Raw genomic sequence first — 22,273 nt, forward strand, 5'->3', positions numbered from 1 at the left:
CGTGTGCGATAGGAATGGCGCGTGCCGTCCCCACCCCTGTTCCCGATGCGGAGCGTCGTCCTCGGGGCGTTCCTCCCCACCCTGGTGCTGGAGATCGGCATCGGCGCGCTGCTGCCGGTCGTCGCGGTCACGGCCACCGGCCGCGGCGCGAGCCTCACCGTCGCCGGCCTGGTGGCCGCGCTGCTGCCGCTCGGGAAGATCGCCTTCGACCTGCCCGCGGGCGCGCTCTCGCAGCGCCTCGGCGACCGGGTGGCGATGCTGGTCGCCGGCAGCGTCGCCGTCCTCGCGTTCACGACGATCGCGCTCTCCTCGGCACTGTGGGGCCTGGCGGCCGGGGTGCTCGCGCTCGGCGCGGCGAACGCCGTCTTCAACCTCGCCCGGCAGGCGTACCTCACGGAGATCACGCCGCCGCTGCGTCGGGCGCGGGTCCTGTCGACCCTCGCCGGCGTGCATCGCATCGGGCTGTTCCTGGGCCCGTTCGCGGGTGCCGCGGTGATCGCGGCGACCTCGCTGCACGGGGCGTTCTGGCTCGGGGTCGGCTCGGCGCTGGTCGCCGTGCTGGTGATCGCCGTCGTGCGCCCGGAGCCCCAGGCCGACGCCCCGCTGCCGCGCACCGCCGGTGGGCCGCGCGTGTCCATCGCGGCCGTCGCGCGCGAGCACCGGCAGCTGTTCGCCACGCTCGGCGTTGCGATCCTGCTGGTCAGCGCCGTGCGCGGCGCGCGGCAGACCGTCATCCCGCTGTGGGGCGAGCACCTCGGCCTGGACGCCGAGGTGACGTCCCTCGTCTTCGGCGTCTCCGGCGCCCTGGACATGCTGCTCTTCTACCCGGCGGGCAAGGTGATGGACCGGTTCGGCCGGCTGTGGGTGGCCGTGCCGTCCATGCTCACGATGGCCCTCGGGCTGGCCGTGCTGCCGTTCGCGCACACCGCCGGCGCGCTCGCGGTGGTCGCCGCGCTGCTCGGCGTCGGCAACGGCATGGGGTCGGGCATCGTCATGACGCTGGGCGCCGACGTCGCGCCCGCGGCGGTGCGCCCCACGTTCCTCAGCGTGTGGCGGCTCTTCCAGGACACGGGTGACGCGCTGGGGCCGCTGATCCTGTCGGCCGGCGCCGCGCTGGGCTCCCTCGCGGCGGGGGTGTGGGCCACCGCGACGCTCGGGGCGGCCTCCGCGGGGGCGCTCGCGCGCTGGGTGCCGCGCTACTCCCCGCTGGCGAACCTCGTGCGCCGGCGGCCCTGACGGCGGGCGGTGCGGCGGCGGGCGTCAACCGCGCACGTGCACGCCGAGCCCGGCGCGACCGGGCGCCACCGCGTCGCACAGCTCCCCGCGCACGTCGTAGTCCCCGCCGTCCTGGTGCCGGTAGGGCACGAAGGGGCCGTCGGGCAGGGCCAGCAGCCGCTCCCTCAGGTTCGCCGCGGCCGTCGCGAAGCCGGCGTCGTCCAGGCGGTTGGCGCCGGGCACGAGGACCGGCTCGGCCACCTCCATGCCGGTGTACCAGAACGTGCCGTGCAGCAGCGGGAACAGCACCTCGGTGAGGTCGCCGTGCAGCCCGCGCGGCCCGAGCCCGGTGCCCGCCCCGACCGTGACCACGGCCAGCGCGCGCCGCCCGGCCAGGCCGCCGTCGCCGTACCGGCGGGTGCGCCCGGTCGTGTCGCGCACGCCGTACGCGTAGCCCTGCACCAGCACCCGGTCGAGCCAGCCCTTGAGGATGGCGGGCACGCCGTGCCACCACAGCGGGAACTGGAGGACGACGGTGTCGGCCCGCGCGAGCTTGTCGTGCTCGGCGCGGATGTCGGGGGCGAGCGTGCCGCCGCGCAGCGCGCGCTCCGAGGCGGCCGCGACGTCGAGCCGGTCGCCCTCGCCCTCGGCCTCGCCGAAGTCGGCGGCCGAGACCACCGGGTTCCACCCCATCGCGTACAGGTCCGACTGGACCACCTCGTGCCCGGCCCCGCGCAGCGCGCGCACCCCCTCGTCCCGCAGCCGCGCCGTGAGCGACCGTGGCTCCGGGTGGGCGAGTACCCACAGCACCCGCATCGGACGTCCCTTCCGTCGAGGGCTGCCGCCGACCGGCCGCCCGTCCCTCCACGGTGCCCGCGCGCTGCCACGATCGACCAGTGGCCGGAGGGCCATGATGTGCAAGGATCGAGCCATGCCTGCCGGACGCAAGCGAGCCAGCGGTGCTGCGGTCCGCCGTCGCCACCTGGTCGCGGTGCTCGTGCGCGACGGCGTGATGCCGCTCGAGCTCGGCGCGGTGCACCAGCTCTTCGGCGTGGCACGAGGGTCCGACGGCGAGCGGCTCTACGACGTGCGCACCTGTGCGGCCGTGCCGGGACCGGTGCGCACGGACGCCGACTTCTCGATCGACGTCCCGCACGGCCCGCAGGTCCTCGCGCGCGCCGACACCGTCGTGGTGCCGGCCTCCCACGCGCTGGACGACACCGGCACCGGCACCGACACCGTCGCGGCCGGGGGCGACGTCGCGGGCCTGCTGTCCACGGTCCGCCCGGAGGCGCGCGTCGCGTCCATCTGCACCGGTGCGTTCGCGCTCGCCCGCGCCGGGCTCCTCGACGGGCGCCGCGCGACGACGCACTGGCTCTCCGCCGAGCGGTTCCGGCGGGAGTTCCCGGCGGTCGAGCTGGACCCGGACGTGCTGTTCACCGAGGACGGCCGGGTGTTCACGTCGGCCGGCGAGGCGGCCGGGATCGACCTGTGCCTGCACCTCATCCGCTCCGACCACGGCGCGGCGGTCGCGAACGACGTCGCGCGGCGGACGGTCGTGCCGCCGTTCCGCGACGGCGGCCAGGCGCAGTTCGTGGACGTCCCGGTACCTGCGCCGACCGGAGGCCACACCGGGCCCGCGCGGTCGTGGGCGCTCGAGCACCTCGACGAGACACTCTCGCTGGACGATCTCGCCCGGCACGCGTCGATGAGCACCCGCACGTTCACGCGCCGGTTCCGCCGCGAGGTCGGCGTCTCGCCCGGCGCCTGGCTGCTCCAGCAGCGCCTGCTGCGCGCCCGTGACCTGCTGGAACGATCCGAGCTCCCGGTCGACGCCGTCGCGCGCCGCGCCGGGTTCGGTACCGGGGCGTCGCTGCGTCAGCACTTCGCCCGGGCACTGGGCACGTCGCCCGCGGCCTACCGGGCGACGTTCGGTCAGGACCTGCGAAATCAGAACGTTACGAGCCGACTCCCGCGTCATCCTTGACGGGGCCCGGTCCGGGCACCTAGACCTGGCTGATGGAGGTCTTTGAGAAGTGGGAGTCCGAGATCCGCGGGTACAGCCGGACGTACCCGACGGTCTTCGCCTCGGCGTCGAACGCGCGTCAGGTGGACGAGGCCGGCCGTAGTTACGTCGACTTCTTCGCCGGCGCAGGAGTGCTCAACTTCGGGCACAACAACCCCCGCATGAAACGCGCCATGATCGAGTTCCTCGAGGCCGACGGCGTCGCGCACAGCCTCGATATGGCGACCACCACCAAGCGGGACTTCATCTCCAAGTTCGTCTCCACGGTGCTCGAGCCGCGGGGCATGACGATGCGGCTGCAGTTCATGGGGCCGACGGGCAGCAACGCCGTGGAGGCGGCGCTCAAGCTCGCCCGCAAGGTGACCGGGCGGCGCGAGGTGGTCGCCTTCACGCACGGGTTCCACGGCATGACCCTCGGGTCGCTCGCGCTCACGGGCAACGACGTCTTCCGCCGGGCCGCCGGCGTGCCGCTGGAGAACGTGCACCGGCTGCCGTTCGAGACCGCCCCCGGGGGCGGTCTCGCGTCGCTCGAGGCGTACCGGGCGCAGCTCGCCGACGTGTCGAGCGGGCTGCTGCCCCCCGCCGCGTTCGTCGTCGAGACCATCCAGGCCGAGGGCGGCGTCAACGTGGCGAGCCCCGAGTGGCTGCACGCCGTGCAGCAGCTGGCCCGGGACGTCGGGGCGCTGTTCGTCATCGACGAGATCCAGGTGGGCTGCGGCCGCACCGGCAGCTACTTCAGCTTCGACGGCATGGGGCTGGACCCGGACGTCGTGTGCCTCGCCAAGGGGATCGGGGGTTACGGGACGCCGCTGGCGATGAACCTCAACCGGCCCGAGCTGGACGCGCACTGGGCGCCGGGGGAGCACACCGGCACCTTCCGCGGCCAGGGGCTGTCGTTCGTGGCCGGGCGCGAGGCCCTGACCTACTTCGACGACGACGAGCTGATGACCCAGGTGCACGCCAAGGCCGAGCGCATGGTGTCGGTGCTGGACGGGCTGGCGGCCGAGGCGGCCGACCGCGGTTTCGCCGTGCGCGGCCGCGGCATGATCCAGGGCCTCGACGTGGTCGACGGCGCGTTCGCGAAGGCGGTCGCCGCCGAGTGCTTCGCCCGCGGGCTGCTCATCGGGCCGTGCGGCAGCGGCGGCCGCGTGCTCAAGCTCATCCCACCGCTCACCATCCCCGACGACGACCTCGACGAGGGCCTGGAGATCCTCACGGGGGCGGTGCGCGACACCCTCTAGCGCCCTCGATCCACCCGGGCGGGGGCGTCCGACAGCAGAAGGAGGCCGGCATGCGGCAGCGCGACGACATGACGTTCCCGTTCGAGGAGTACGCGAGACGCCTCGGCGACCTGCGCCGCCGCATGGCGGAGCGGATGCTCGACGCCGTGGTCATCACGGATCCCGAGAACCTCATGTACCTCACGGACTACCAGACCACGGGGTACTCCTTCTTCCAGGCGCTGGTCGTGCCGCTCGAGGACGAGCCGTTCATGATCACGCGCGCCATGGAGGAGTCCAACGTGCACGCGCGCACCTGGGTGGAGCTGACCCGGCCCTACCCGGACACGGGCGACGCGATCCAGAGCCTGGTGCAGTCCCTGCGCGAGTTCGGCCTCGACACCAAGGACGTCGGGTACGAGCGCAACAGCTACTACTTCCCGGCCTACCACCAGGACTACATCCACAACTCGTTCACCGACGGCCGCCTGCTGGACTGCTTCGGCATCGTGGAGGAGGGGCGGGTGACGAAGTCCGACGCGGAGATCGCGATCATGCGGCGGGCGGCGCACGCCACGGAGGTCGGCATGGCGGCCGGGATCGAGGCGGTCGCCGCCGGCGTGACCGAGAACGACGTCGCGGCGGCGATCGCGTCGGCCATGTTCCGTTCCGGCGGGGAGTTCCCCGCGGTGATGCCCTACGTGACCTCCGGGCCGCGCAGCATGATCGGGCACGCGACCTGGGAGGGCCGCACCGTGCAGCCGGGGGAGCACGTCTTCCTCGAGGTGGGCGGCTGCTTCCGGCGGTACCACACGGCGATGATGCGCACCGTCGTGCTCGACGACCTGTCGCGCAGCATGCTGGTGGCGCAGGAGCGGATGAAGCTCGCGCTCGCCGAGGTGAAGGCGGCGATCCGGCCCGGGCTCACGGTGTCCGACGCCGACAACATCGTGCGGAACATCATCTCGGACAACGGCGTCGGGGCGCGGCTGGTCACCCGGTCGGGCTACTCCATCGGCATCGCGTTCCCGCCCAGCTGGGACGAGGGCTACATCGTCAGCCTCAACCAGGGCGACCCGCGCGTGCTGCGCGAGGGGATGACGTTCCACATCATCCCGTGGATGTGGGGGGTCGACGGCGACAAGACGGTCGGCATCTCCGACACGGTGCGCGTGACGGCGGACGGCTGCGAGTCGTTCTTCACGCTGGCCGAGGACTTCACCTGCAAGCCCGAGCACGCGGCCGAGCGGACGGACGGCGAGCCCCTCGCGCTCGTGCCCGACGCGACCGCCGACCTGACCGAGGAGGAGACCGCATGACGATGCTGATCGCGACCGACCCGAGCACGGGCGAGGTGGTCCGCGAGGTCCCGGCGGCGTCGCCGGGGGAGGTCGACGCGACCCTCGCGGCCGCCGAGGCGGCGCGGGCGGCCTGGCGCGACCGGGGTCTCGACGGGCGCGCCGAGGTGCTGCGTGCCGTCGCGGCCGACCTGCGCGCCCGCGCCGACGAGCTGGCGCCCCTGATGACGCAGGAGATGGGCAAGCCGATCACGGAGGCGCTCGGGGAGGTCGAGAAGGCGGCGTGGTGCGCCGAGCACTACGCCGAGCACGCGGCCGCGTACCTGGCGACGCAGGAGATCGCCTCGGACGCCACCCGCAGCTACGTGCAGCACCTGCCGCTGGGCACGGTCCTCGGCATCCTGCCGTGGAACGCGCCGTTCTGGCTCGCGCTGCGCTTCGCGGCGCCGGCCCTCATGGCGGGCAACACCGGCGTGCTCAAGCACGACCCGCACGTGCCCGGCTGCGCGGAGGCGATCGGCGAGGTCTTCGCGCGGGCCTTGTCGGCGTCCGGCGCTCCGGCCGGGGTGTTCCGGAACCTGCCCCTGGCCACTGCGGACGTCGCCGCCGTGATCCGCGACCGGCGGGTCCAGGCGGTGTCCTTCACCGGGTCGTCGCGCGGCGGCTCGGCGGTGGCGAGCGTCGCCGCCGCCGAGATCAAGCCCGCCGTGCTCGAGCTGGGCGGCTCCGACCCGTGCGTCGTGCTGGCCGACGCCGACCTCGACGCCGCGGCGGACACCATCGCCCTGTCGCGCATCATCAACGCGGGCCAGTCGTGCATCGCCGCGAAGCGGATCATCGTGGAGGAGCCGGTGCACGGGGCGCTGGTCGAGCGCCTGCGGGACCGGCTCGCGGCGCTCAAGGTGGGCGACCCGCGCGACCCCGCCACACAGGTGGGGCCGATCGCCCGCGCCGACCTGCGCGAGAACCTGCACCGTCAGGTCACCGAGACGGCTGCGGCGGGAGCCCGGGTGCTGCTCGGCGGCGAGCTGCCCGACGGCCCGGGGTACTACTACCCGCCCACCCTGCTGGACGGCGTCACCGACGACATGACCGCCGCCTGCGAGGAGACCTTCGGGCCGGTGATGGCGGTGCTCCCCGCGCGTGACGCCGACGCCGCGCTCGCGGCCGCGAACGCCACCGAGTACGGCCTGGCGGCGAGCGTGTGGACGACGCCGGAGCGCGGCGAGGCGATGGCCCGCGAGATCGAGGCCGGCCAGGTGTCCGTCAACGGGATCGTGAAGACGGACCCCCGGCTGCCCAGCGGCGGGGTGAAGCGCTCCGGGTACGGGCGCGAGCTCGGCCCGCACGGCATCCTGGAGTTCGTCAACGTGCAGCAGGTGTGGGTGGGGCCGAAGAAGTCCTAGCTCACTCCACCTCGTCACTCGACCGTCGCGAAGCTCGGGTGCGGGGGCTGGTTGTACCCCGTGTTCTGCCACGCCACGGCGAGCCGGTACTGCCGGTCCTCCATGAGCGACGGGTGCGCGATGTCGGTCGGGATGTCCGTGGAGTAGATCCGCAGCGCGCTGGAGTCCGTCGTGCGCCACACGACCTCCTCGCGCCAGTCGCCGAGGATGTCGGCCTGCAGCGCCGGCGTCGCCTTGGTGCCGTTGTTCGACGCGACGCCCTCACCGGTGAGCAGCCGGGTGTCGCCGTCCGACCCGTACTTGTCGATGTGCGTGTCGTCCAGCAGCTCGCGCTGCCCGTCGCCGTCCCACCAGATCACGAAGTTGGTGGAGCCGGGCTTGCGACCCACCTCGGAGCCGTCGGTCGCGCTGCGCAGGCCGGAGACCTTGGACGACCAGACCTCGGCGCCGGGGTTGTCCGCGGTGACGTCAGCGGCCACCCCGCGCCCGTTGTCGGAGCCGGCGGCGGGCGCGCTGGACAGGATCTTCCCGGTGGCGGCGTCGGCCACCCAGTGCGCCGGGTCGGTGCCGGACTCCGACGGCTTGAACACCTCGAGCCCGGGGTTCGACGGCACCAGGTCGCTCACGTGGTACGCGTCGCCGTGGTGGGTGCCGTTCTGCCACAGCCCGGACCCGTCGTCGTCGATCGCCATCGAGCCGTAGAGGATCTCGTCGCGGCCGTCGTCGTCCACGTCCGCGATCGACAGCTGGTGGTTGCCGCGGCCCGTCCAGTCGGGCCCGTTGGTCGACGAGCTCGAGTCGAACGTCCAGCGGCGGGTGAGCTCCCCGTCGCGGAAGTCCCAGGCGGCCACGGCGGACTTGGCGTAGTAGCCGCGCCCCATGACGATGCTCGGCCGCGAGCCGTCGAGGTACGCGGTCCCGGCGAGGAAGCGGTCCACGCGGTTGCCGTAGGTGTCGCCCCAGTCGCCGACGTTCCCGCGCGCGGGGCGGAAGTCGACGGTGTCGAGCTCGGCGCCGTCGGTGCCCCGGAAGACCGTGAGGAACTCGGGGCCGCTGAGCACGTACCCGTCCGAGTTGCGGTGGTCGGCGTCGGCGTCGCCGATCACCTGGCCGGTGCCGGAGACGGTGCCGTCGCCCGTCTTCACGGCGACCTCCGCGGCACCGTCGCCGTCGTAGTCGTACACCTGGAACTGCGTGTAGTGGGCGCCGGCGCGGATGTTGCGGCCGAGGTCGATCCGCCACAGCCGCTCGCCGTCGAGCTCGTAGGCGTCGAGGTAGACGTCGCCCGTGACGCCGGCCTGCGAGTTGTCCTTGGCGTTGCTCGGGTCCCACTTGAGGACGATCTCGTACTCGCCGTCGCCGTCGACGTCGCCCACCGACGCGTCGTTCGCGGAGTACGTGTAGCCGTCGCCCGCGGGCGGCACGTCGAGCGGGACGTCGAGCGCGCTCGCCTCGGCGCCTGCGACGGGCTCGAGGGTCAGGGACTCGCCGGCCGCCTGGCCGGTGGTCCGGGCCGCGGCGGCGCGCGCGGCGCCGTCGCCGACGGCGACCACGGAGTACCGGGCGTCGGTCGGGGCGCCGCGGTCGAGGTAGGACGTCGCGCCGGTCACGGCGGGTCCGGGCACGCGGACGCCGTCGCGGTAGACGTGGAACGCCGCGTCCTCGCCGTCGGCGGCCAGGAGGCGCCAGCTCACGCGGTTGCCGTCGGGCGTGGGCGTGCTGATCACCGCTCGCCCGCTGGGCGACGAGGCGGCGGGCGCCGTCGGGGACGCGCCTGCCGGGGGGTCGCCGGCGGCGAGGGCGGGGGAGGCGAGGGTGAGCGCACAGAGCGCGCCCACCGCGGTCGTGAGCGTGGTGGTGATGGCAGTGGTGCGGAGTGTCGGCAGCATCGTTGCTCCGTTCCGGTTGAGACGATTCACACCGTTCGCGACCGAGGCTGCCAGAAACCGGTTGCTCGCGTCACCCTAGGTCTCACGACGTGGGACGCGTCGGACGAGGGCTCAGGCGTCCTCGGGCTTGGGGATGCTCGTCACCGTGGTGAGCAGGAAGACGGCGTCCTCGAGCGCCAGCACCGCGTGCCGCTCGTGGGTCAGCACGCGCAGCTGCCCGGCCCCGACCTCCTCGTCCCCCTCGGGGGCGGTGACACGCACCCGCCCGTGCAGCACCAGGATGGACGCGGCGGGCGGGGAGTTGTGCTCGCCCAGCTCGACGCCGGCGACCACGGCGATCACCGTCTGGCGCAGCGGGCCGTCGTGCACCACGATCTCGGCGCTGCGCCCGTTCTCGGCCGCACGGGCCTTCTCGAGCTGGTGGATGGTGCGGGCGTCCAGGTTGGCCATGAGGGCTCCGTCGGTCGGCGGGGCGGGCGTCAGTACCCGTCGGTCGGGATGCTATCGCCGTCGATCAGCCCCAGCCGGGCGAACGCCTCCGCCACGCCGCCGCGGGCGGGCCCCGGCACGACGAGGTCGGCCTCGGCGAGGACGGCGGGCGGCGCGCCCTCGACGGCGACGGCGGTGCCCGCGTACTGGAGCATCTCGACGTCGTTGTAGCCGTCGCCGACGCCGACCGCCTGCGCGGCGGTCAGCCCCAGGTGCTCCATCACGGCCGCCATCCCGACGGCCTTGTGCACGCCGGCCAGGTGGATCTCCCCGGCGTTGTCGCCCGTGTTCGCGTACGACGACGGCAGGATGCCGACCTCCGGGCCGAGCTCGGTGCGCAGCGCCGCGATCGGGACGGGGGAGTCGAAGTAGCTGATCTTCGCGTAGCGGACGCCCGCGAGGTCGCCCGGCATGCGCAGCACGTCGAGGATCTCACGCGGGGCGGCGTCGCCGCGGCGCTCGAGGCGCGCGTCGAGCCCCACCGGGCCGTACACGGCGTCCGGCGTCTCCAGCAGGTAGGCGACGTCGTGGGTGTCGAGCACGTGCCGCACCCGGTCGGCCAGTGCCTCGGGGAAGCGCAGGTCCGAGACCACCGCGCCGTCGAGCCGCACGAAGGCTCCCGCCGTCGCCACGACGCCGTCGAAGCCCGCCGTCAGCAGCGACGGGGGAAGCATCGACTCCGGCCGACCCGTGCACAGCAGCACCCGGTGGCCGGCCCGCCGGGCGGCCCGCACGGCCTCCTCGTGCGCGGGCGGCACCACGCCGTGGTCCGCGTAGGTGCCGTCCACGTCCAGGAACGCGACCCGCGCCCCGTCACTCTTCGAACCCGACACGTGGGCAGTCCTCCAGCTCGTGGGCGTCGTGGGCACCGTCGAGCCTAACCGTGCCGCGGCCGTGCACTGTCGGTGTCCCGTGCTTGGCTGCGGGCGTGACGACGAGCACCGAGCGCGCCCGGACCTGGTCGATGATCCACACGGAGCGTGCGGCGCTCGCCGAAGAGCTCACCGTCCTCGACGACGCCGCGTGGCACGCGCCGTCGTTGTGCGGCGCGTGGTCGGTCCAGGACGTCGTCGCGCACCTCACGGCAGGCGCGAGCACCGGCCGGTGGGCGTGGCTGCGCAGCATCGTCGGGGCGCGGTTCGACGCCGACGTGCACAACGCGCGGAGGCTCGCCGAGCACCGGGGAGGCACGCCGGCCGAGACGCTCGAACGCTTTCGCGCCGTGGTGACCAGCACCGTCGCCCCGAGCGGGCACACGGCCGCGTGGCTGGGCGAGGTCGTGGTGCACGGGCAGGATGTCCGTACCCCGCTCGGCATCCGGCGCGTCCCGCCCGTGGCCGCGACCACCGAGGTCGCGCGCTTCTTCGTCGCGCGCGACTTCACCGTCTCCGGCCGTGCCGTCGCGCGCGGCCTGCGGCTGGAGGGGACCGACGGCCCCTTCGCGCACGGCGACGGGCCGCTGGTCCGGGGCAGCACCCTGGCGCTCGTCATGGTGCTGGCGGGTCGGAGCGCACTCTGCGACGAGCTGTCGGGCGACGGGCTGCCGCGGGTCCGCGAACGGGTCGAGGCCTGAGCCGGCTCAGCGCGGCGTCACGTGACCGCGCCGAGCTGCCAGGGCACGAACTCGTCGGCGCCCAGGTCGAGCTCCTCCGAGACGGTCTGCTCGCCGGACGCGACGGCGAGGATCTTCTCGAACAGCTCCTCGCCGACGGCCTCGACGGACAGCCCGGTCTCGACGATCCGGCCGGCGTCGAGGTCCATGTCCTCGCTCATGCGGCGGTAGGTGTCGGAGTTGGTGGCCACCTTGATCGACGGTGACGGCTTGCAGCCCAGCACCGAGCCTCGCCCCGTGGTGAAGACGACGACGTTCGCGCCGCCGGCGACGATGCCGGTGACGGACACCGGGTCGTAGCCGGGGGTGTCCATGAACGTCATACCGCGCTCGGTGACGGGCTCGGCGTACTCGTGCACCGCCACGAGGTCGGCGGTGCCGGCCTTGGCGACGGCGCCGAGGGACTTCTCGAGGATGGTCGTCAGGCCGCCGGCCTTGTTGCCGGGCGACGGGTTGTTGTCCAGGGTGCCGCCGCCGGCCGCTGCGTAGCCCTGCCACCAGTCGAGCCGGTCGAGCAGGCGCCGGCCGACCTCCTCGGAGACGGCGCGGCGCAGCAGCAGGTGCTCCGCCCCGAACACCTCGGGCGTCTCGGCGAGGATCGACGTGCCGCCCTGCGCCACGAGCAGGTCGGACGCGTGCCCCAGCGCCGGGTTGGCGGTGATCCCCGAGAACCCGTCGGAGCCGCCGCAGTTCAGCCCCAGCACGAGCTCCGAGGCCGGCGCCTCCTCGCGGCGCAGCGCGTCGATCTCCGGCAGCATCTCGGTGATCGCGGCGACGCCCGCGCGGACGGTGGCGCGGATGCCGCCGGTGTCCTGGATGGTCAGCGTGCGCACGGGCAGGTCGTCGCGCAGCTCGAGCCCGTCGAGCACCGACGTGGCCGGCAGCATCTCGCAGCCGAGCCCGACGACGAGCAGGCCCGCCATGTTCACGTGGCTCGCGTACCCGCGCAGCGTGCGCAGCGTGACCTGCGCGCCCTCGGACGTGGGCACCAGCCCGCAGCCGGTGTCGTGGGTGAGCGCGACGACACCGTCCACGTGCGGGTACGCGTCGAGCACGGGGCCGCGGAACTGGTCGGCGATCATGCGGGCGGTGGACGCCGAGCAGTTCACCGACGTGAGGATGCCGACGTAGTTGCGGGTGCCCCAGCGGCCGTCCGACCGGCGGTAGCCCTGGAACGTCCGGCGCGCGGTCGGGGCGGGCAGCGTGGTGCGGGCCGTGCCGAACTCGTACTCGCGGGCGGCGTCGTCCATGCCCAGGTTGTGCGTGTGGACGTGGTCGCCGGGCGCCACGTCCCGCTTCGTCCGCCCGATGGACTGGCCGTACTTGCGCACCTCCGTGCCCGTGGCGACGGGCCGCACCGCGAGCTTGTGCCCGCGCGGCAGCGTCGAGCGCGTGGTCGCCTCGGAGCCGTCGGGCAGCCGCACCGTGGTGCCGGCGGGCACCTGGCGCGTCGTGACGGCGACGTCGTCGGCCGGCCGCAGCAGCAGCGCGACGTCGGCGAGGTCGACGACGCCCGGCAGCGGCGGCTCGGCCGTCGCGCCGGGGGCGGGAGCCGCCGCGAGCGGCAGCAGCGGGTGGTGCGGGGCGGTGCTCATCGGATCGCGACCTCGGGATCTGTGACGGAGGGACGGGAGTCGGGAAGGGCGGGTGCCGCCGGCGCGGTGGACGCGCGCACCACCAGCTCGACGGGCAGGCGGCGGTGCTCGGGCGCGGGGGAGCCGCCGGCCAGCAGGTCGACGGCGACCCGGCCGGCCCGAGCGAGCGGCACGGCGACGGTGGTCAGGGCGGGCGTGACGAGCGCCGCAGCGGCGACGTCGTCGAACCCGACGACCGAGACGTCGTCGGGCGTCGCGACGCCGCGGGCGTGCAGCCGGGCCAGGACGCCGAGCGCCACGAGGTCGTTGAAGCACAGCACCGCGGTGGCGCCCGCGGCGAGCGCGAGGTCCGCGGCCTGCACCCCGCCGCCGTGCGTCGGCCGGAAGCTGCCGAGGTCGAGCACCGCGTCGCCGCGTGCGGCCGTCGAGAGGGCGTCCAGCGCCGCCCGGCGCTCGCCGTCCGACCACGAGCTGCGGGGGCCGCCCGCGTACGCGACGACGTCGTGGCCGAGCGCGCGCAGGTGGTCGAGCGCCTGCCGGACGCCGTCGGCGATGTCGAAGGACACCGACGGGACGTCGGGCGCCTCGCGGTTCACCAGGGCGACCGGGCCGCCGGCCGCCCCCAGGAGCGGCGGGAGGGCGTCGGCGGGCAGACGCGGCGAGCAGAGCACGAGCCCGTCCACGCGGTCGCCGAGCCGGGTGATCACGTCGGGCTCGACCGTCACGTCCTCGTCGGTGTCGGCGACCAGGACCTCGCGGCCCGTCTCCCGCGCCCGCGACTGCACGCCCTTGGCGACGGCGGCGAAGAACGGGTTGGCGAGGTCCGGCACGACGAGGCCGACGGTGCCGGTGCTTCCGGTGGTCAGGGCCCGCGCCGCGGGGTGGGGGCGGTAGCCGAGCGCCGCGGCCGCCCGGGCCACCTGCTCGCGGTTGGCCGCCGACACGTGCGGCGCGTCGCTCAGCGCGCGCGACGCGGTGGCGAGCGAGACGCCCGCCTCGCGCGCGACGTCGCGGAGCGTGGCCACGGGACCTCCGGGGATCGAGGGAGTGCCTGGAACCGGTTCCAGCGCGTTCCACACCCTACCCGGTGGTTGAGCCTGTCGAAACCCGGTACCGGGTTTCGACAGGCTCGACCACCGGTGGTCAGGCGGGCTCGTCGTCGAGCCAGCGGATCCACTCGTCGGGCACGTCCTCGTCCAGCCGCCGCACCTCGTGGCTCTCGAGGACGCCCGCGGCGAGGAGGCCGGTGGCGACGAGCCGTGCGACGACCCCGGCGCCGGGCGGGTTGAAGTGCGTGTCATCGCGCCGGCCGTCGTCGGCGTGGAAGAAGTAGTGCAGCGTGCGCTCGGGCCCCAGCTGGTCCCAGAGCGCCAGCGAGTCGCGCTGCACGTCCACGAGGGGCACGTCCTCCCGCGCGGCGAGGGCGCGCATCGCGTCCGGGTACTCGCCGTGGGCGGGGACGGCCCGGCCCTCGTCGTCGAACCGGCGCCGCTCGACCGACGTCGCGAGCACGGGCTGCGCGCCCGCTGCGCGCGCGACGTCGAGGAACCGGGCCAGGTGCTCGGCGTACGACGTCCACGGCTCGGTGTGGCGCTCGGGGTCTTCCACCTTCGCGTCGTTGTGGCCGAACTGGACCAGCAGCACGTCGCCGGGCCGCAGGTCGCGCGCGACGGCGTCGAGCCGCCCCTGGGCGACGAAGCTGCGGGTGCTGCGCCCGTTGCGCGCGTGGTTGGCCACGGCGACGGCGTCGTCGAGGTAGTAGGGCAGGGCCATGCCCCAGCCGGTCTCGGGCGCGGCGGCGCGGCTCTTCGGGCCCGCCGTGGAGTCGCCGGCGAGATGGACGGTGCGGGGCATGCAGACCTCCGGGATCGTGACGGGCAAGCGCTTGCCGGCCACCTTAGCCGGAGCGCGACACGGTGAATCGCGTGCGTCCGCGCACGTCCACGGCGTAGCGTCGGCGCCGAGCGACCAAGCCAGCGAAGAAGTCAGCGAGGAGTCACCGATGCCCCGTCCGCCGTTCCCGGCCCCCGTGCTCGACCTGCTGCGCCGCCCCCAGCCCGCCGTGATCGGCGTCGTCCGCCCCGACGGCAGCCCCGTGACCGCGGCGACGTGGTACCTGCTCGAGGAGGACGGCGCGGGCGGATGGCACGTGCTGGTGAACCTCGACGCCACCCGCAAGCGGGCGGAGCACCTGCGGGCGAACCCGCACGTGAGCCTCACGGCGCTGGACGACGACTGGTACACGCACGTCACCGTGCTCGGCCGGGTCACCGCCTGGCGCGACGACGCTGACCTCGCCGACACCGACCGCATCGCGCGGCACTACACCGGCGACCGGTACGCGGTCCGTGACCGCGCCCGCGTGACCGCCGTGGTCGAGGTGGACCGCTGGACGGCCTGGGGCGCCCTGCGCGACGCCCGCTGAGGGAGGTGCCATGCGCATCGGAGCTCCCCGCGCGGCCGGCGCGGACCCACGCCTCGTCGCCGTCACCCCCGACGCCGCGCGCCGGCTCGTCGCGCTGGGGCACGACGTCGTCGTCGAGCCCGGGCTGGGTGACGGCGCGCGCCTGCCCGCGCACGACTATGTGGCGGCGGGCGCGCGCGTCGCGGACCGCGCGGACGTGTGGGCGGCGGACGTCGTCGTGACGCTGCACCCGCCCGGGCCCGCGGAGCTCGACCTGATGCGGCCGGGCGCGACGCTCGTCGCGCAGCTCGCCCCGGCGTCGAGCCCCGACCTGCTCGCGGCGCTCGCCGCGCGCGGCGTGACCGCGCTGGCCCTCGACGCGGTGCCGCGCATCTCCCGCGCGCAGGCCCTCGACGTGCTGTCCGCGCTGTCCAACGTGGCCGGCTACCGCGCGGTGGTCGAGGCGGCCGAGGAGTTCGGCGGCATGTTCGCCGGGCAGGTGACCGCGGCCGGGAGCACGCCGCCCGCGCGCGTCTTCGTCATCGGCGCGGGCGTGGCCGGGCTGGCCGCGATCGGCACCGCGGTGAGCCTGGGCGCCGAGGTCCACGCGTTCGACGTGCGGCCCGAGGCCGCCGAGCAGATCGAGTCGCTCGGCGCCCGCGTGGTGCGGGCCCAGGACGCCGTCCAGCAGGTCAGCGCCGACGGGTACGCGAGCGCGCAGAGCGCCGACCAGGAGGCCGCCGCCCTGCGCGCGTACGCGGAGCAGTCCGCGCAGGCGGACGTCGTCGTCACGACGGCCCTCGTGCGCGGCACGGCGCCCACCACGATCACGCGCGCGATGCTCGACGCGATGCGCCCCGGGTCGGTGGTGGTGGACCTCGCGGCGCCCGGCGGCGGCAACTGCGAGGTGACGGTGCCGCGGGAGCGGGTGGTCACCGACCGCGGAGTCGTCGTCCTCGGGTACACCGACCTGGCCGCACGGCTGCCGCAGCACAGCTCGCGGCTGCTCGGCACCGTGGTGGTCAACCTGCTCACGCTGCTCACCCCCGCCAAGGACGGGCGGATGGTCCTCGACCTCGAGGATCCCGTGGTCCGCGGCATGACCGTGGCCCACGAGGGCGCGGTGACCTGGCCCCCGCCGCCCGTGGCCGTCTCCGCGGCGCCGCCCGCGCCGGCCCCGGAGCCGGCTCGCGTGGCCAGCGAGGCAGACCTCGAGGCCGAGCGCCGTCGTCGCACGACGCGCCGCACGGTGCTAGGAGCGCTCGGCGCCGTCGCCGCGGGCCTGCTGATCGCCGCGTCGCCGCCGGACGCCGTCGGGCACCTCACCGTGTTCGCGCTGGCGGTCGTCGTGGGCTTCTACGTGATCTCCAACGTCACGCACGCCCTGCACACGCCGCTCATGGCCCAGACCAACGCCATCAGCGGCATCATCATGGTCGGCGCGCTGCTGCAGATCGGGGACTCGTCGCCGCTGGTCACGACGCTCGCCGTCCTCGCCGCCGCGCTCGCGAGCGTCAACGTGTTCGGCGGGTTCCTCGTGACCCGCCGGATGCTGGGCATGTTCCGCCGTGACACTTCGGGCAGGGCGGCGCCATGACGGTGACGTCGGTGGCGCTGGCCGCGTACGTGATCGCCGGGCTGCTGTTCGTGCTGTCGCTGGCCGGGCTGTCGGCCCAGGAGTCCGCGCGCCGTGGCACGGTGCTCGGCATGCTCGGCATGGGCCTGGCGATCGTCGCGACGGTCGCGCTGGCGCTCGACCGCTCGGAGCGCCCGTGGCCGGTGACCGCCGGCCTGATCCTGCTGGTGCTCGTGGTGGGCGCGGCCGTGGGGTCGTGGCGGGCGAGACGCGTCGAGATGACGCAGATGCCGGAGCTCATCGCCCTGCTGCACTCCTTCGTCGGGCTCTCGGCCGTGCTGGTCGGCTACGGCTCGTTCCTCGCCGCGCCGGCCGGCGGCGGCGACACCGTGCACCGCGTCGAGGTGTTCCTCGGTGTCCTCATCGGCGCGGTCACGTTCACGGGCTCGGTCGTGGCCTTCGGGAAGCTGTCCGGGCGGCTGCCGTCGGCGCCGCTGACGCTGCCGGGCCGCAACCTCCTCAACCTCGTGGCGCTGCTCGCGTGCGCCGCCCTGCTCGCCTGGTTCCTGGCGGGCGGGGGAGCGTGGGCCCTGCTGGCGATGACGCTCGTCGCGCTCGCCCTGGGGTGGCATCTCGTCGCCGCGATCGGCGGTGGCGACATGCCGGTCGTGGTGTCGATGCTCAACTCGTACTCCGGCTGGGCCGCGGCGGCGGCCGGGTTCACCCTCGGCAACGACCTGCTCATCATCACGGGCGCCCTCGTCGGCGCCTCCGGTGCGATCCTCAGCTACCTCATGTGCAAGGCGATGAACCGGTCCTTCTGGTCGGTCGTCCTCGGCGGCTTCGGCACGGGCGCGACGGGCGGCCCCGACGCGGGCACCCAGGAGGCGGGGGAGGTGCGCGAGACGTCGCCCGACGAGGTGGCGGCGCTGCTCACCGCGGCGCGGTCCGTCGTCGTCGTGCCCGGGTACGGCATGGCCGTGGCGAAGGCGCAGCACCCGGTGGCGGACCTGGCCGAGCGGCTCCGGGCGCGCGGCGTGACCGTGCGGTTCGGGGTGCACCCGGTGGCGGGGCGGCTGCCCGGCCACATGAACGTGCTCCTGGCGGAGGCGCGCGTGCCCTACGACGTGGTGCTCGAGATGGACGAGGTGAACCCCGACCTGCCGGGCACCGACGTCGTGCTCGTCATCGGCGCGAACGACACGGTGAACCCGGCGGCGCAGGACGACCCGTCCTCGCCCATCGCGGGCATGCCCGTCATCGAGGCGTGGAAGGCGCGCGACGTCGTGGTGTTCAAGCGGTCGCTCGCCACCGGCTACGCGGGCGTGCAGAACCCGTTGTTCTTCCGGGAGAACACCCGGATGCTCTTCGGCGACGCCAGGGAGCAGGTGGACAAGATCGTCCAGGCTCTCTGACGCCGCCGAGAGGGGAGTCGGGTCAGGTACTCAGATCCGCGAGTCCGCCTGCGAGTCGTAGACCGCGGCGTCGAGGACGCCGTCGGCGTGCAGGTAGGACGGGGACTCGGGGGCGGGCGTCGCGTCGATCGTGCTGGCGTCGGCGGGCACGCCGTCGATGCTGGGCATGAAGCTCGCGAGCTCCGCGCGCCACTTGGTGAACCGCCACGGGAAGCACCGCTCGAGCAGGTCGACCATCGCGGAGGCAGCGGTCGAGGCGCCGGGCGATGCGCCGAGCAGGCCGGCGATGGAACCCTCGGCGCCGGTGACGATCTCGGTGCCGAACTGCAGCACGCCCTTGCCGTCGGCGTCGCGCTTGATGACCTGCACGCGCTGGCCGGCCGTCAGCTTCTCCCAGTCCTTGGGGTGGGCGGTCGGCATGAACTGCTGCAGCGCCTGGAACTTCGTCTCGGGCGCGGCCATGAGCTGGCCCACGAGGTACTGCGTGAGGTCGAGGTTCTTGAGGCCGGCGCCGAGCATCGACGTGACGTTGTTGGCGCGCAGCGACGTGATCAGGCCCAGGTACTTGCCCTTCTTGAGGTACTTGGGGCTGAACCCGGCGTAGGGGCCGAACATCAGGTACGTCCTGCCGTCGACCACGCGGGTGTCGAGGTGCGGCACGGACATCGGCGGGGCGCCGACGTCGGCCTTGCCGTAGACCTTGGCCTGGTGCTGGGCGACGAGCTCCGGGTTGTCGGTGCGCAGGAACTCGCCGGAGATCGGGAAGCCGCCGAAGCCCTTGATCTCGGGGATCCGGGCCGACTGGAGCAGGGGGAGGGCGCCGCCGCCCGCGCCGACGAAGACGAACTTCGCGGTGACGGTGCTGGTGCGGTTGCTGGCGTTCCAGGCGCGGTCCTTGACGCGCAGGCGCCAGCGGCCGTCCTTGGTGCGCTTGAGGCTCTTCACCTCGTGCTGCAGCTTGAGCTCGGCGCCGTTGGCGACGAGGCCGTCGATCAGCTGGCGGGTGAGGTTGCCGAAGTCGACGTCGGTGCCCGACGCCGCGCGCGTGGCGGCGATCGGCTCGTCGGCGTCGCGCTCGGTGGTCAGCAGGGGCGCCCAGCGGCCGATGGTGGTGCGGTCGGTGCTGTACTCGAGGTCGCGGAAGAGGGGGTGCACGCGCAGCGTCTCGTACCGGCGGCGCAGGTAGTCGACGTTCTTCTCGCCGCGCACGAACGTCATGTGCGGGGTCTTGCTGAGGAACGAGTCGTCCTTCAGGCGCCCCGTGGCGAGCAGGTGCTGCCACAGCTCGCGCGAGATCTCGAACTGCTCGTTGATCGCCACCGCCTTGGTGATGTCGATCGAGCCGTCCTTGCGCTCGGGCGTGTAGTTGAGCTCGCAGAGCGCCGCGTGCCCGGTGCCCGCGTTGTTCCACGGGTTCGAGGACTCCTGCGCGACGTCGTCCAGGCGCTCGTAGATGCGGATCGACCACGACGGCTCCAGCTGCTGGAGCAGCGTGCCGAGCGTGGCGCTCATGATTCCGCCGCCGATGAGGACGACGTCGACGTCGGCCCCTGTGGGGGCCCCAGCAGTCGTAGCACTCGAAGTCACCGGCTCACCATACGCCGCGCGTGAAAACTGTCACAAAGAATGAGAGCAACCTCACACGGGGCTCTGACCTGCAGTGACGTGGGTCACACCGCCTTCTCGGCGCCGCCGCAGGTCAGGGCTTCGGCGCCGTCGACGACGGCCACGGGCCGAGCTCGGGCAGCGGCACGGCGTCGCCGTCGCGGAGCGCCGAGACGGGGCCGGACGGGGCGCGGCCGGCGAGCCAGGCCGCGACGTCGCGAGGGTCGCCGGCGAGCTCCAGCCCGTCGCTGGCCCCGGCGTCCGGGTCCGGCAGGCGGACGGCGAGGAAGTCGCGCAGGTGCGCGCAGAACGCGTCGTCCCACGTCTCGTACCCCAGCGACGCGTCGCCGAGGCCGGCCGTCGCGTCGACCGCGTGGATGCGCGCCTCGCGCCACCAGGCCAGGAGGGCGTCGGCGAGGACGCCGTCGCGGTAGGCGACCGGGGCCTCCCAGAGCGCGTCGCCGGGCGCCGGCCAGGCCGCGAGGAGGCGGGCGCGCGAGGCCTCCAGCGCCGCCGCGTGCTCCGATGCGGTACGGCCCGCGCCCGTCTCGATGGCGGCATCGCGCCCCGCCCGCCCGCCGTCGTACGGCTCGATCGTGGCACCGCGCGCGGCGTGCTCCGCCTGCCGGGCGAGCGCCGCGCCCACGTTCGCCACGTGCGACAGCACGTGACCCCGGCTCCAGCCGTCCAGGGGCGACGGATCGGCGCCTGCGCCCTCGGGCAGGGAGCGCACGACGTCGATCAGCGCGGCGAGCGCGGCGTCCGCGTCGGTCAGGGCGTGCGCGAGGTCGGTGCGGTCGGTGTCGGTGGTCATGGCCACAGCAGCTCCTTGGTCCAGGTGGGCGCACCGGGGGCGTCGGTGCGGTAGCGCAGGCGGGACTGGCCCCGGTCGTCGCTCGCCGCCCAGAACTCGACGCTCTCGGGCGCGAGCACCCAGGCGGTCCAGGCGGGGGCGACGGCGTCGGGGTGCTCGCGGGCCTCGTCGAGGCGGCCGGAGAAGGCGTCCCAATACGCCTGCCGCGAGCCCAGCGGCTCGCTCTGGTGGCCGACCAGCCCGGCGGCGCGGGAGCCGTCGGGGCGGGCGCGGAAGTCCGCCGCCCCGGCGTCGGGGCCGGCCGAGGAGGCGCGGCCGGTGACCCGGACCTGTCGACCCAGGTCGCGCCAGAAGACGGTGAGCGCCGCGTGGGGGTTCTCGGCGAGGTCGCGGCCCTTGGGGCTGGTCGCGTGCCCGGCGAACCACCAGCCGGCCTCGGTGACGTCCTTGATCACGAGCGTGCGGGCGTGCACGTGGCCGTCGGCGTCGGCCGTCGAGAGCGTTGCGGCGTGCGGGGCGCCGACGCCGGCGGCGAGCGCGTCGTCGAACCACTGCGCGAAGAGCTGCTGTGGCGTGGCAGGGGCGGCGGCGAGGTCGTCCAGGTCGACGCCGAACGGCGGCAGCCCGGGCGGGAAGGTGGGCAGGGCGCGCAGGCGCTCGCGGAAGGTCACGCGGTCTCCTCGGGGTCGTCGCGAAGGATAGTGACGAAGCCGCGCACCGCGGCGCGCATCGCGTCGGGGTCGCCGGTGGCACGGGCGAGCACGTAGCCGCCCTGCACGATCGCGACGGCGGCGTGCGCGCGGTCGCGGGCGGCGTCGTCGGACAGGCCGGTCTCGCGCAGGGTCGCGGCGACGGCGTCGAGCAGGCGGACGAAGTAGGCGGTGACGACGTCGCGCAGGCCGTCGTCGTCCATCACGGCCTGGTCGCTGGTGAGGCGGCCGATCTTGCAGCCGGCCAGGGCGTCCCGGGGACGCTCGAGATAGGCGACGACGCGGTCCAGGGCCGGCGTCGCGCCCTCGAGGTCGCGACGAGCCGCGACGAGCGCGCTCTCGACGGTGGCGCCGACGGCGGCGGCGGCGAGGTCGTGCTTGGTGGGGAAGTGGTGGTACAGGCTGCCCTGCCCCACGCCGCTGGCGGCCAGGACCTGGCGCGGGCTGGTGGCGCCCACACCCTGGGCGGCGAACATCTCCTGCGCGGCGGCGACGAGCCGGTCGCGCGCGTCGGTCGGCGTGCTCATGCCGGCTACCATACCTACCTCTAGGTATGGTGGCCATCCCGCACTCGGCCCCGAGAGACGCCGCGCGCGACGGCGGCGCCCGCGACCGCGCCGAGCGCCGCGCCCACCGCGGACCAGAGCAGGCCTGCGGGGGAGAAGGCGGCGTCGAGCACCGGGGCCAGTGGCGGCCACCGGTCGGCGAGGGCCTGCGGCCACGGCGTCAGGCGCAGCAGCTCGACCGCCGCGCAGAGCCCGAACCCGACGGCAGCAGCCATGAGCGCCCGCGTCCGCGGCCGGACGACGAGGACGAGGACCGCGACGAGGGCCGCCGCCAGGACTTCGCCGAGCGGGCCGCCGACCGGCTCGGGCAGCCGGTGCTCGGCCAGGCGCCCGACGCGCGCGACGACGACGGCGAGCAGGAGCAGCGCGAACCGGGGCGCGAGCGCGCGGGCCAGGGTGGTGGACGCGGGGGCTCGACCGGGCACGGCAGAGC

General features: G+C 74.6%; 20 protein-coding genes and 1 pseudogene. 9 read left to right on the plus strand and 12 right to left on the minus strand.

Annotation, left to right across the window (positions count from 1 at the left end; translation table 11 throughout):
- Positions 1-21 precede the first annotated feature (21 nt).
- Positions 22-1,236: an MFS transporter gene (locus tag AAG589_RS01250; protein ID WP_430565435.1), complete on the plus strand. Its 1,215-nt coding sequence runs from the start codon at positions 22-24 to the stop codon at positions 1,234-1,236.
- Between the two features lie 24 nt (positions 1,237-1,260).
- Here AAG589_RS01250 and AAG589_RS01255 read toward each other — a convergent pair whose 3' ends face one another.
- Entirely contained in the window at positions 1,261-2,031 is a 771-nt protein-coding gene (locus AAG589_RS01255; RefSeq protein ID WP_430565436.1) for an NAD(P)H-dependent oxidoreductase, read from the minus strand.
- 115 nt (positions 2,032-2,146) lie between these two features.
- Between AAG589_RS01255 and AAG589_RS01260 the strand changes: the two genes are divergently transcribed.
- Genes AAG589_RS01260 through AAG589_RS01275 form a run of 4 tightly spaced genes read left to right on the plus strand, consistent with a single transcriptional unit; the run spans position 2,147 to position 7,165 of the window.
- The gene (locus AAG589_RS01260) at positions 2,147-3,202 is read left to right on the plus strand and encodes a GlxA family transcriptional regulator (protein ID WP_430565437.1); all 1,056 of its coding nucleotides are present in this window, start codon (positions 2,147-2,149) and stop codon (positions 3,200-3,202) included.
- A 32-nt stretch (positions 3,203-3,234) separates the two neighbouring features.
- On the plus strand, positions 3,235-4,482 hold the full coding sequence (locus tag AAG589_RS01265) for an aspartate aminotransferase family protein (protein ID WP_430565438.1): 1,248 nt from the start codon (positions 3,235-3,237) through the stop codon (positions 4,480-4,482).
- 50 nt (positions 4,483-4,532) lie between these two features.
- The gene (doeA, locus tag AAG589_RS01270; protein WP_430565439.1) at positions 4,533-5,780 is read left to right on the plus strand and encodes an ectoine hydrolase; all 1,248 of its coding nucleotides are present in this window, start codon (positions 4,533-4,535) and stop codon (positions 5,778-5,780) included.
- Positions 5,777-7,165, plus strand: a complete 1,389-nt coding sequence (locus tag AAG589_RS01275) for an aldehyde dehydrogenase family protein (RefSeq protein ID WP_430565440.1) — start codon at positions 5,777-5,779, stop codon at positions 7,163-7,165. The genes doeA and AAG589_RS01275 overlap by 4 nt, the downstream gene beginning before the upstream one ends.
- Positions 7,166-7,179: 14 nt before the next feature.
- Here AAG589_RS01275 and AAG589_RS01280 read toward each other — a convergent pair whose 3' ends face one another.
- The 3 genes from AAG589_RS01280 to AAG589_RS01290 all read right to left on the minus strand — a co-directional run bounded on the left by AAG589_RS01280 (position 7,180) and on the right by AAG589_RS01290 (position 10,376).
- Positions 7,180-9,054, minus strand: a complete 1,875-nt coding sequence (locus tag AAG589_RS01280) for a rhamnogalacturonan lyase (protein ID WP_430565441.1) — start codon at positions 9,052-9,054, stop codon at positions 7,180-7,182.
- A gap of 111 nt (positions 9,055-9,165) precedes the next feature.
- Positions 9,166-9,504, minus strand: a complete 339-nt coding sequence (locus AAG589_RS01285) for a cupin (RefSeq protein ID WP_430565442.1) — start codon at positions 9,502-9,504, stop codon at positions 9,166-9,168.
- A 29-nt stretch (positions 9,505-9,533) separates the two neighbouring features.
- Positions 9,534-10,376 (minus strand): HAD family hydrolase, encoded by an 843-nt coding sequence (locus tag AAG589_RS01290; protein ID WP_430565443.1) that lies wholly within the window; start codon positions 10,374-10,376, stop codon positions 9,534-9,536.
- Between the two features lie 95 nt (positions 10,377-10,471).
- On the opposite strand from AAG589_RS01290, the gene AAG589_RS01295 reads away from it, so the two are divergent.
- On the plus strand, positions 10,472-11,116 hold the full coding sequence (locus AAG589_RS01295; protein ID WP_430565444.1) for a maleylpyruvate isomerase family mycothiol-dependent enzyme: 645 nt from the start codon (positions 10,472-10,474) through the stop codon (positions 11,114-11,116).
- A 17-nt stretch (positions 11,117-11,133) separates the two neighbouring features.
- On the opposite strand, the gene AAG589_RS01300 is transcribed toward AAG589_RS01295, so the two are convergent.
- The 3 genes from AAG589_RS01300 to AAG589_RS01310 all read right to left on the minus strand — a co-directional run bounded on the left by AAG589_RS01300 (position 11,134) and on the right by AAG589_RS01310 (position 14,604).
- Positions 11,134-12,750, minus strand: a complete 1,617-nt coding sequence (locus AAG589_RS01300; protein ID WP_430565445.1) for a UxaA family hydrolase — start codon at positions 12,748-12,750, stop codon at positions 11,134-11,136.
- Complete coding sequence (locus AAG589_RS01305; RefSeq protein WP_430565446.1) at positions 12,747-13,775, minus strand: LacI family DNA-binding transcriptional regulator; 1,029 nt, start codon at positions 13,773-13,775, stop codon at positions 12,747-12,749. The genes AAG589_RS01300 and AAG589_RS01305 overlap by 4 nt, the downstream gene beginning before the upstream one ends.
- Positions 13,776-13,893: 118 nt before the next feature.
- Positions 13,894-14,604 carry a rhamnogalacturonan acetylesterase gene (locus AAG589_RS01310; protein WP_430565447.1) on the minus strand — a complete coding sequence of 237 codons (711 nt, stop codon included), beginning with the start codon at positions 14,602-14,604 and terminating at the stop codon, positions 13,894-13,896.
- Positions 14,605-14,752: 148 nt separating this feature from the next.
- On the opposite strand from AAG589_RS01310, the gene AAG589_RS01315 reads away from it, so the two are divergent.
- The 3 genes from AAG589_RS01315 to pntB are packed head-to-tail and all read left to right on the plus strand — an operon-like array spanning position 14,753 to position 18,145.
- A complete protein-coding gene (locus AAG589_RS01315) occupies positions 14,753-15,175 on the plus strand; it encodes a pyridoxamine 5'-phosphate oxidase family protein (RefSeq protein ID WP_430565448.1) in 423 nt (140 codons plus the stop codon).
- A gap of 10 nt (positions 15,176-15,185) precedes the next feature.
- Entirely contained in the window at positions 15,186-16,751 is a 1,566-nt protein-coding gene (locus tag AAG589_RS01320) for a Re/Si-specific NAD(P)(+) transhydrogenase subunit alpha (RefSeq protein WP_430565449.1), read from the plus strand.
- Positions 16,748-18,145, plus strand: a complete 1,398-nt coding sequence (gene pntB, locus AAG589_RS01325) for a Re/Si-specific NAD(P)(+) transhydrogenase subunit beta (RefSeq protein WP_430565450.1) — start codon at positions 16,748-16,750, stop codon at positions 18,143-18,145. The genes AAG589_RS01320 and pntB overlap by 4 nt, the downstream gene beginning before the upstream one ends.
- 30 nt (positions 18,146-18,175) lie before the next feature.
- Here the strand turns inward: pntB and mqo are convergent.
- From mqo to AAG589_RS01350, 5 genes and pseudogenes are all read right to left on the minus strand, one after another.
- Positions 18,176-19,756 (minus strand): annotated as a pseudogene (mqo, locus tag AAG589_RS01330) (malate dehydrogenase (quinone)); the annotation flags it as partial.
- 88 nt (positions 19,757-19,844) lie between these two features.
- Positions 19,845-20,564, minus strand: coding sequence for a maleylpyruvate isomerase family mycothiol-dependent enzyme (locus AAG589_RS01335; protein ID WP_430565451.1), 720 nt, complete (start codon positions 20,562-20,564; stop codon positions 19,845-19,847).
- Positions 20,561-21,235 (minus strand): pyridoxine/pyridoxamine 5'-phosphate oxidase, encoded by a 675-nt coding sequence (locus tag AAG589_RS01340; RefSeq protein ID WP_430565452.1) that lies wholly within the window; start codon positions 21,233-21,235, stop codon positions 20,561-20,563. The genes AAG589_RS01335 and AAG589_RS01340 overlap by 4 nt, the downstream gene beginning before the upstream one ends.
- Positions 21,232-21,801, minus strand: a complete 570-nt coding sequence (locus tag AAG589_RS01345; protein ID WP_430565453.1) for a TetR/AcrR family transcriptional regulator — start codon at positions 21,799-21,801, stop codon at positions 21,232-21,234. The genes AAG589_RS01340 and AAG589_RS01345 overlap by 4 nt, the downstream gene beginning before the upstream one ends.
- Positions 21,802-21,821: 20 nt before the next feature.
- Positions 21,822-22,265, minus strand: a complete 444-nt coding sequence (locus tag AAG589_RS01350; protein WP_430565454.1) for a DUF2809 domain-containing protein — start codon at positions 22,263-22,265, stop codon at positions 21,822-21,824.
- Positions 22,266-22,273 lie beyond the last annotated feature (8 nt).

Origin of the sequence: Isoptericola sp. F-RaC21, assembly GCF_038593535.1 — a bacterium.
In the GTDB taxonomy this organism is placed as follows: Bacteria; Actinomycetota; Actinomycetes; order Actinomycetales; family Cellulomonadaceae; genus Isoptericola.

What these genes read in the sequence shown, in the direction of transcription:
- AAG589_RS01280 (WP_430565441.1), bottom strand. Translation starts at nt 9,054, where the DNA reads ATGCTGCCGACACTCCGCACCACTGCCATCACCACCACGCTCACGACC.
- AAG589_RS01320 (WP_430565449.1), top strand. Translation starts at nt 15,186, where the DNA reads ATGCGCATCGGAGCTCCCCGCGCGGCCGGCGCGGACCCACGCCTCGTC.
- AAG589_RS01255 (WP_430565436.1), bottom strand. Translation starts at nt 2,031, where the DNA reads ATGCGGGTGCTGTGGGTACTCGCCCACCCGGAGCCACGGTCGCTCACG.
- AAG589_RS01275 (WP_430565440.1), top strand. Translation starts at nt 5,777, where the DNA reads ATGACGATGCTGATCGCGACCGACCCGAGCACGGGCGAGGTGGTCCGC.
- doeA (WP_430565439.1), top strand. Translation starts at nt 4,533, where the DNA reads ATGCGGCAGCGCGACGACATGACGTTCCCGTTCGAGGAGTACGCGAGA.
- pntB (WP_430565450.1), top strand. Translation starts at nt 16,748, where the DNA reads ATGACGGTGACGTCGGTGGCGCTGGCCGCGTACGTGATCGCCGGGCTG.
- AAG589_RS01310 (WP_430565447.1), bottom strand. Translation starts at nt 14,604, where the DNA reads ATGCCCCGCACCGTCCATCTCGCCGGCGACTCCACGGCGGGCCCGAAG.
- AAG589_RS01345 (WP_430565453.1), bottom strand. Translation starts at nt 21,801, where the DNA reads ATGAGCACGCCGACCGACGCGCGCGACCGGCTCGTCGCCGCCGCGCAG.
- AAG589_RS01285 (WP_430565442.1), bottom strand. Translation starts at nt 9,504, where the DNA reads ATGGCCAACCTGGACGCCCGCACCATCCACCAGCTCGAGAAGGCCCGT.
- AAG589_RS01265 (WP_430565438.1), top strand. Translation starts at nt 3,235, where the DNA reads ATGGAGGTCTTTGAGAAGTGGGAGTCCGAGATCCGCGGGTACAGCCGG.
- AAG589_RS01315 (WP_430565448.1), top strand. Translation starts at nt 14,753, where the DNA reads ATGCCCCGTCCGCCGTTCCCGGCCCCCGTGCTCGACCTGCTGCGCCGC.
- AAG589_RS01260 (WP_430565437.1), top strand. Translation starts at nt 2,147, where the DNA reads ATGCCTGCCGGACGCAAGCGAGCCAGCGGTGCTGCGGTCCGCCGTCGC.
- AAG589_RS01300 (WP_430565445.1), bottom strand. Translation starts at nt 12,750, where the DNA reads ATGAGCACCGCCCCGCACCACCCGCTGCTGCCGCTCGCGGCGGCTCCC.
- AAG589_RS01335 (WP_430565451.1), bottom strand. Translation starts at nt 20,564, where the DNA reads ATGACCACCGACACCGACCGCACCGACCTCGCGCACGCCCTGACCGAC.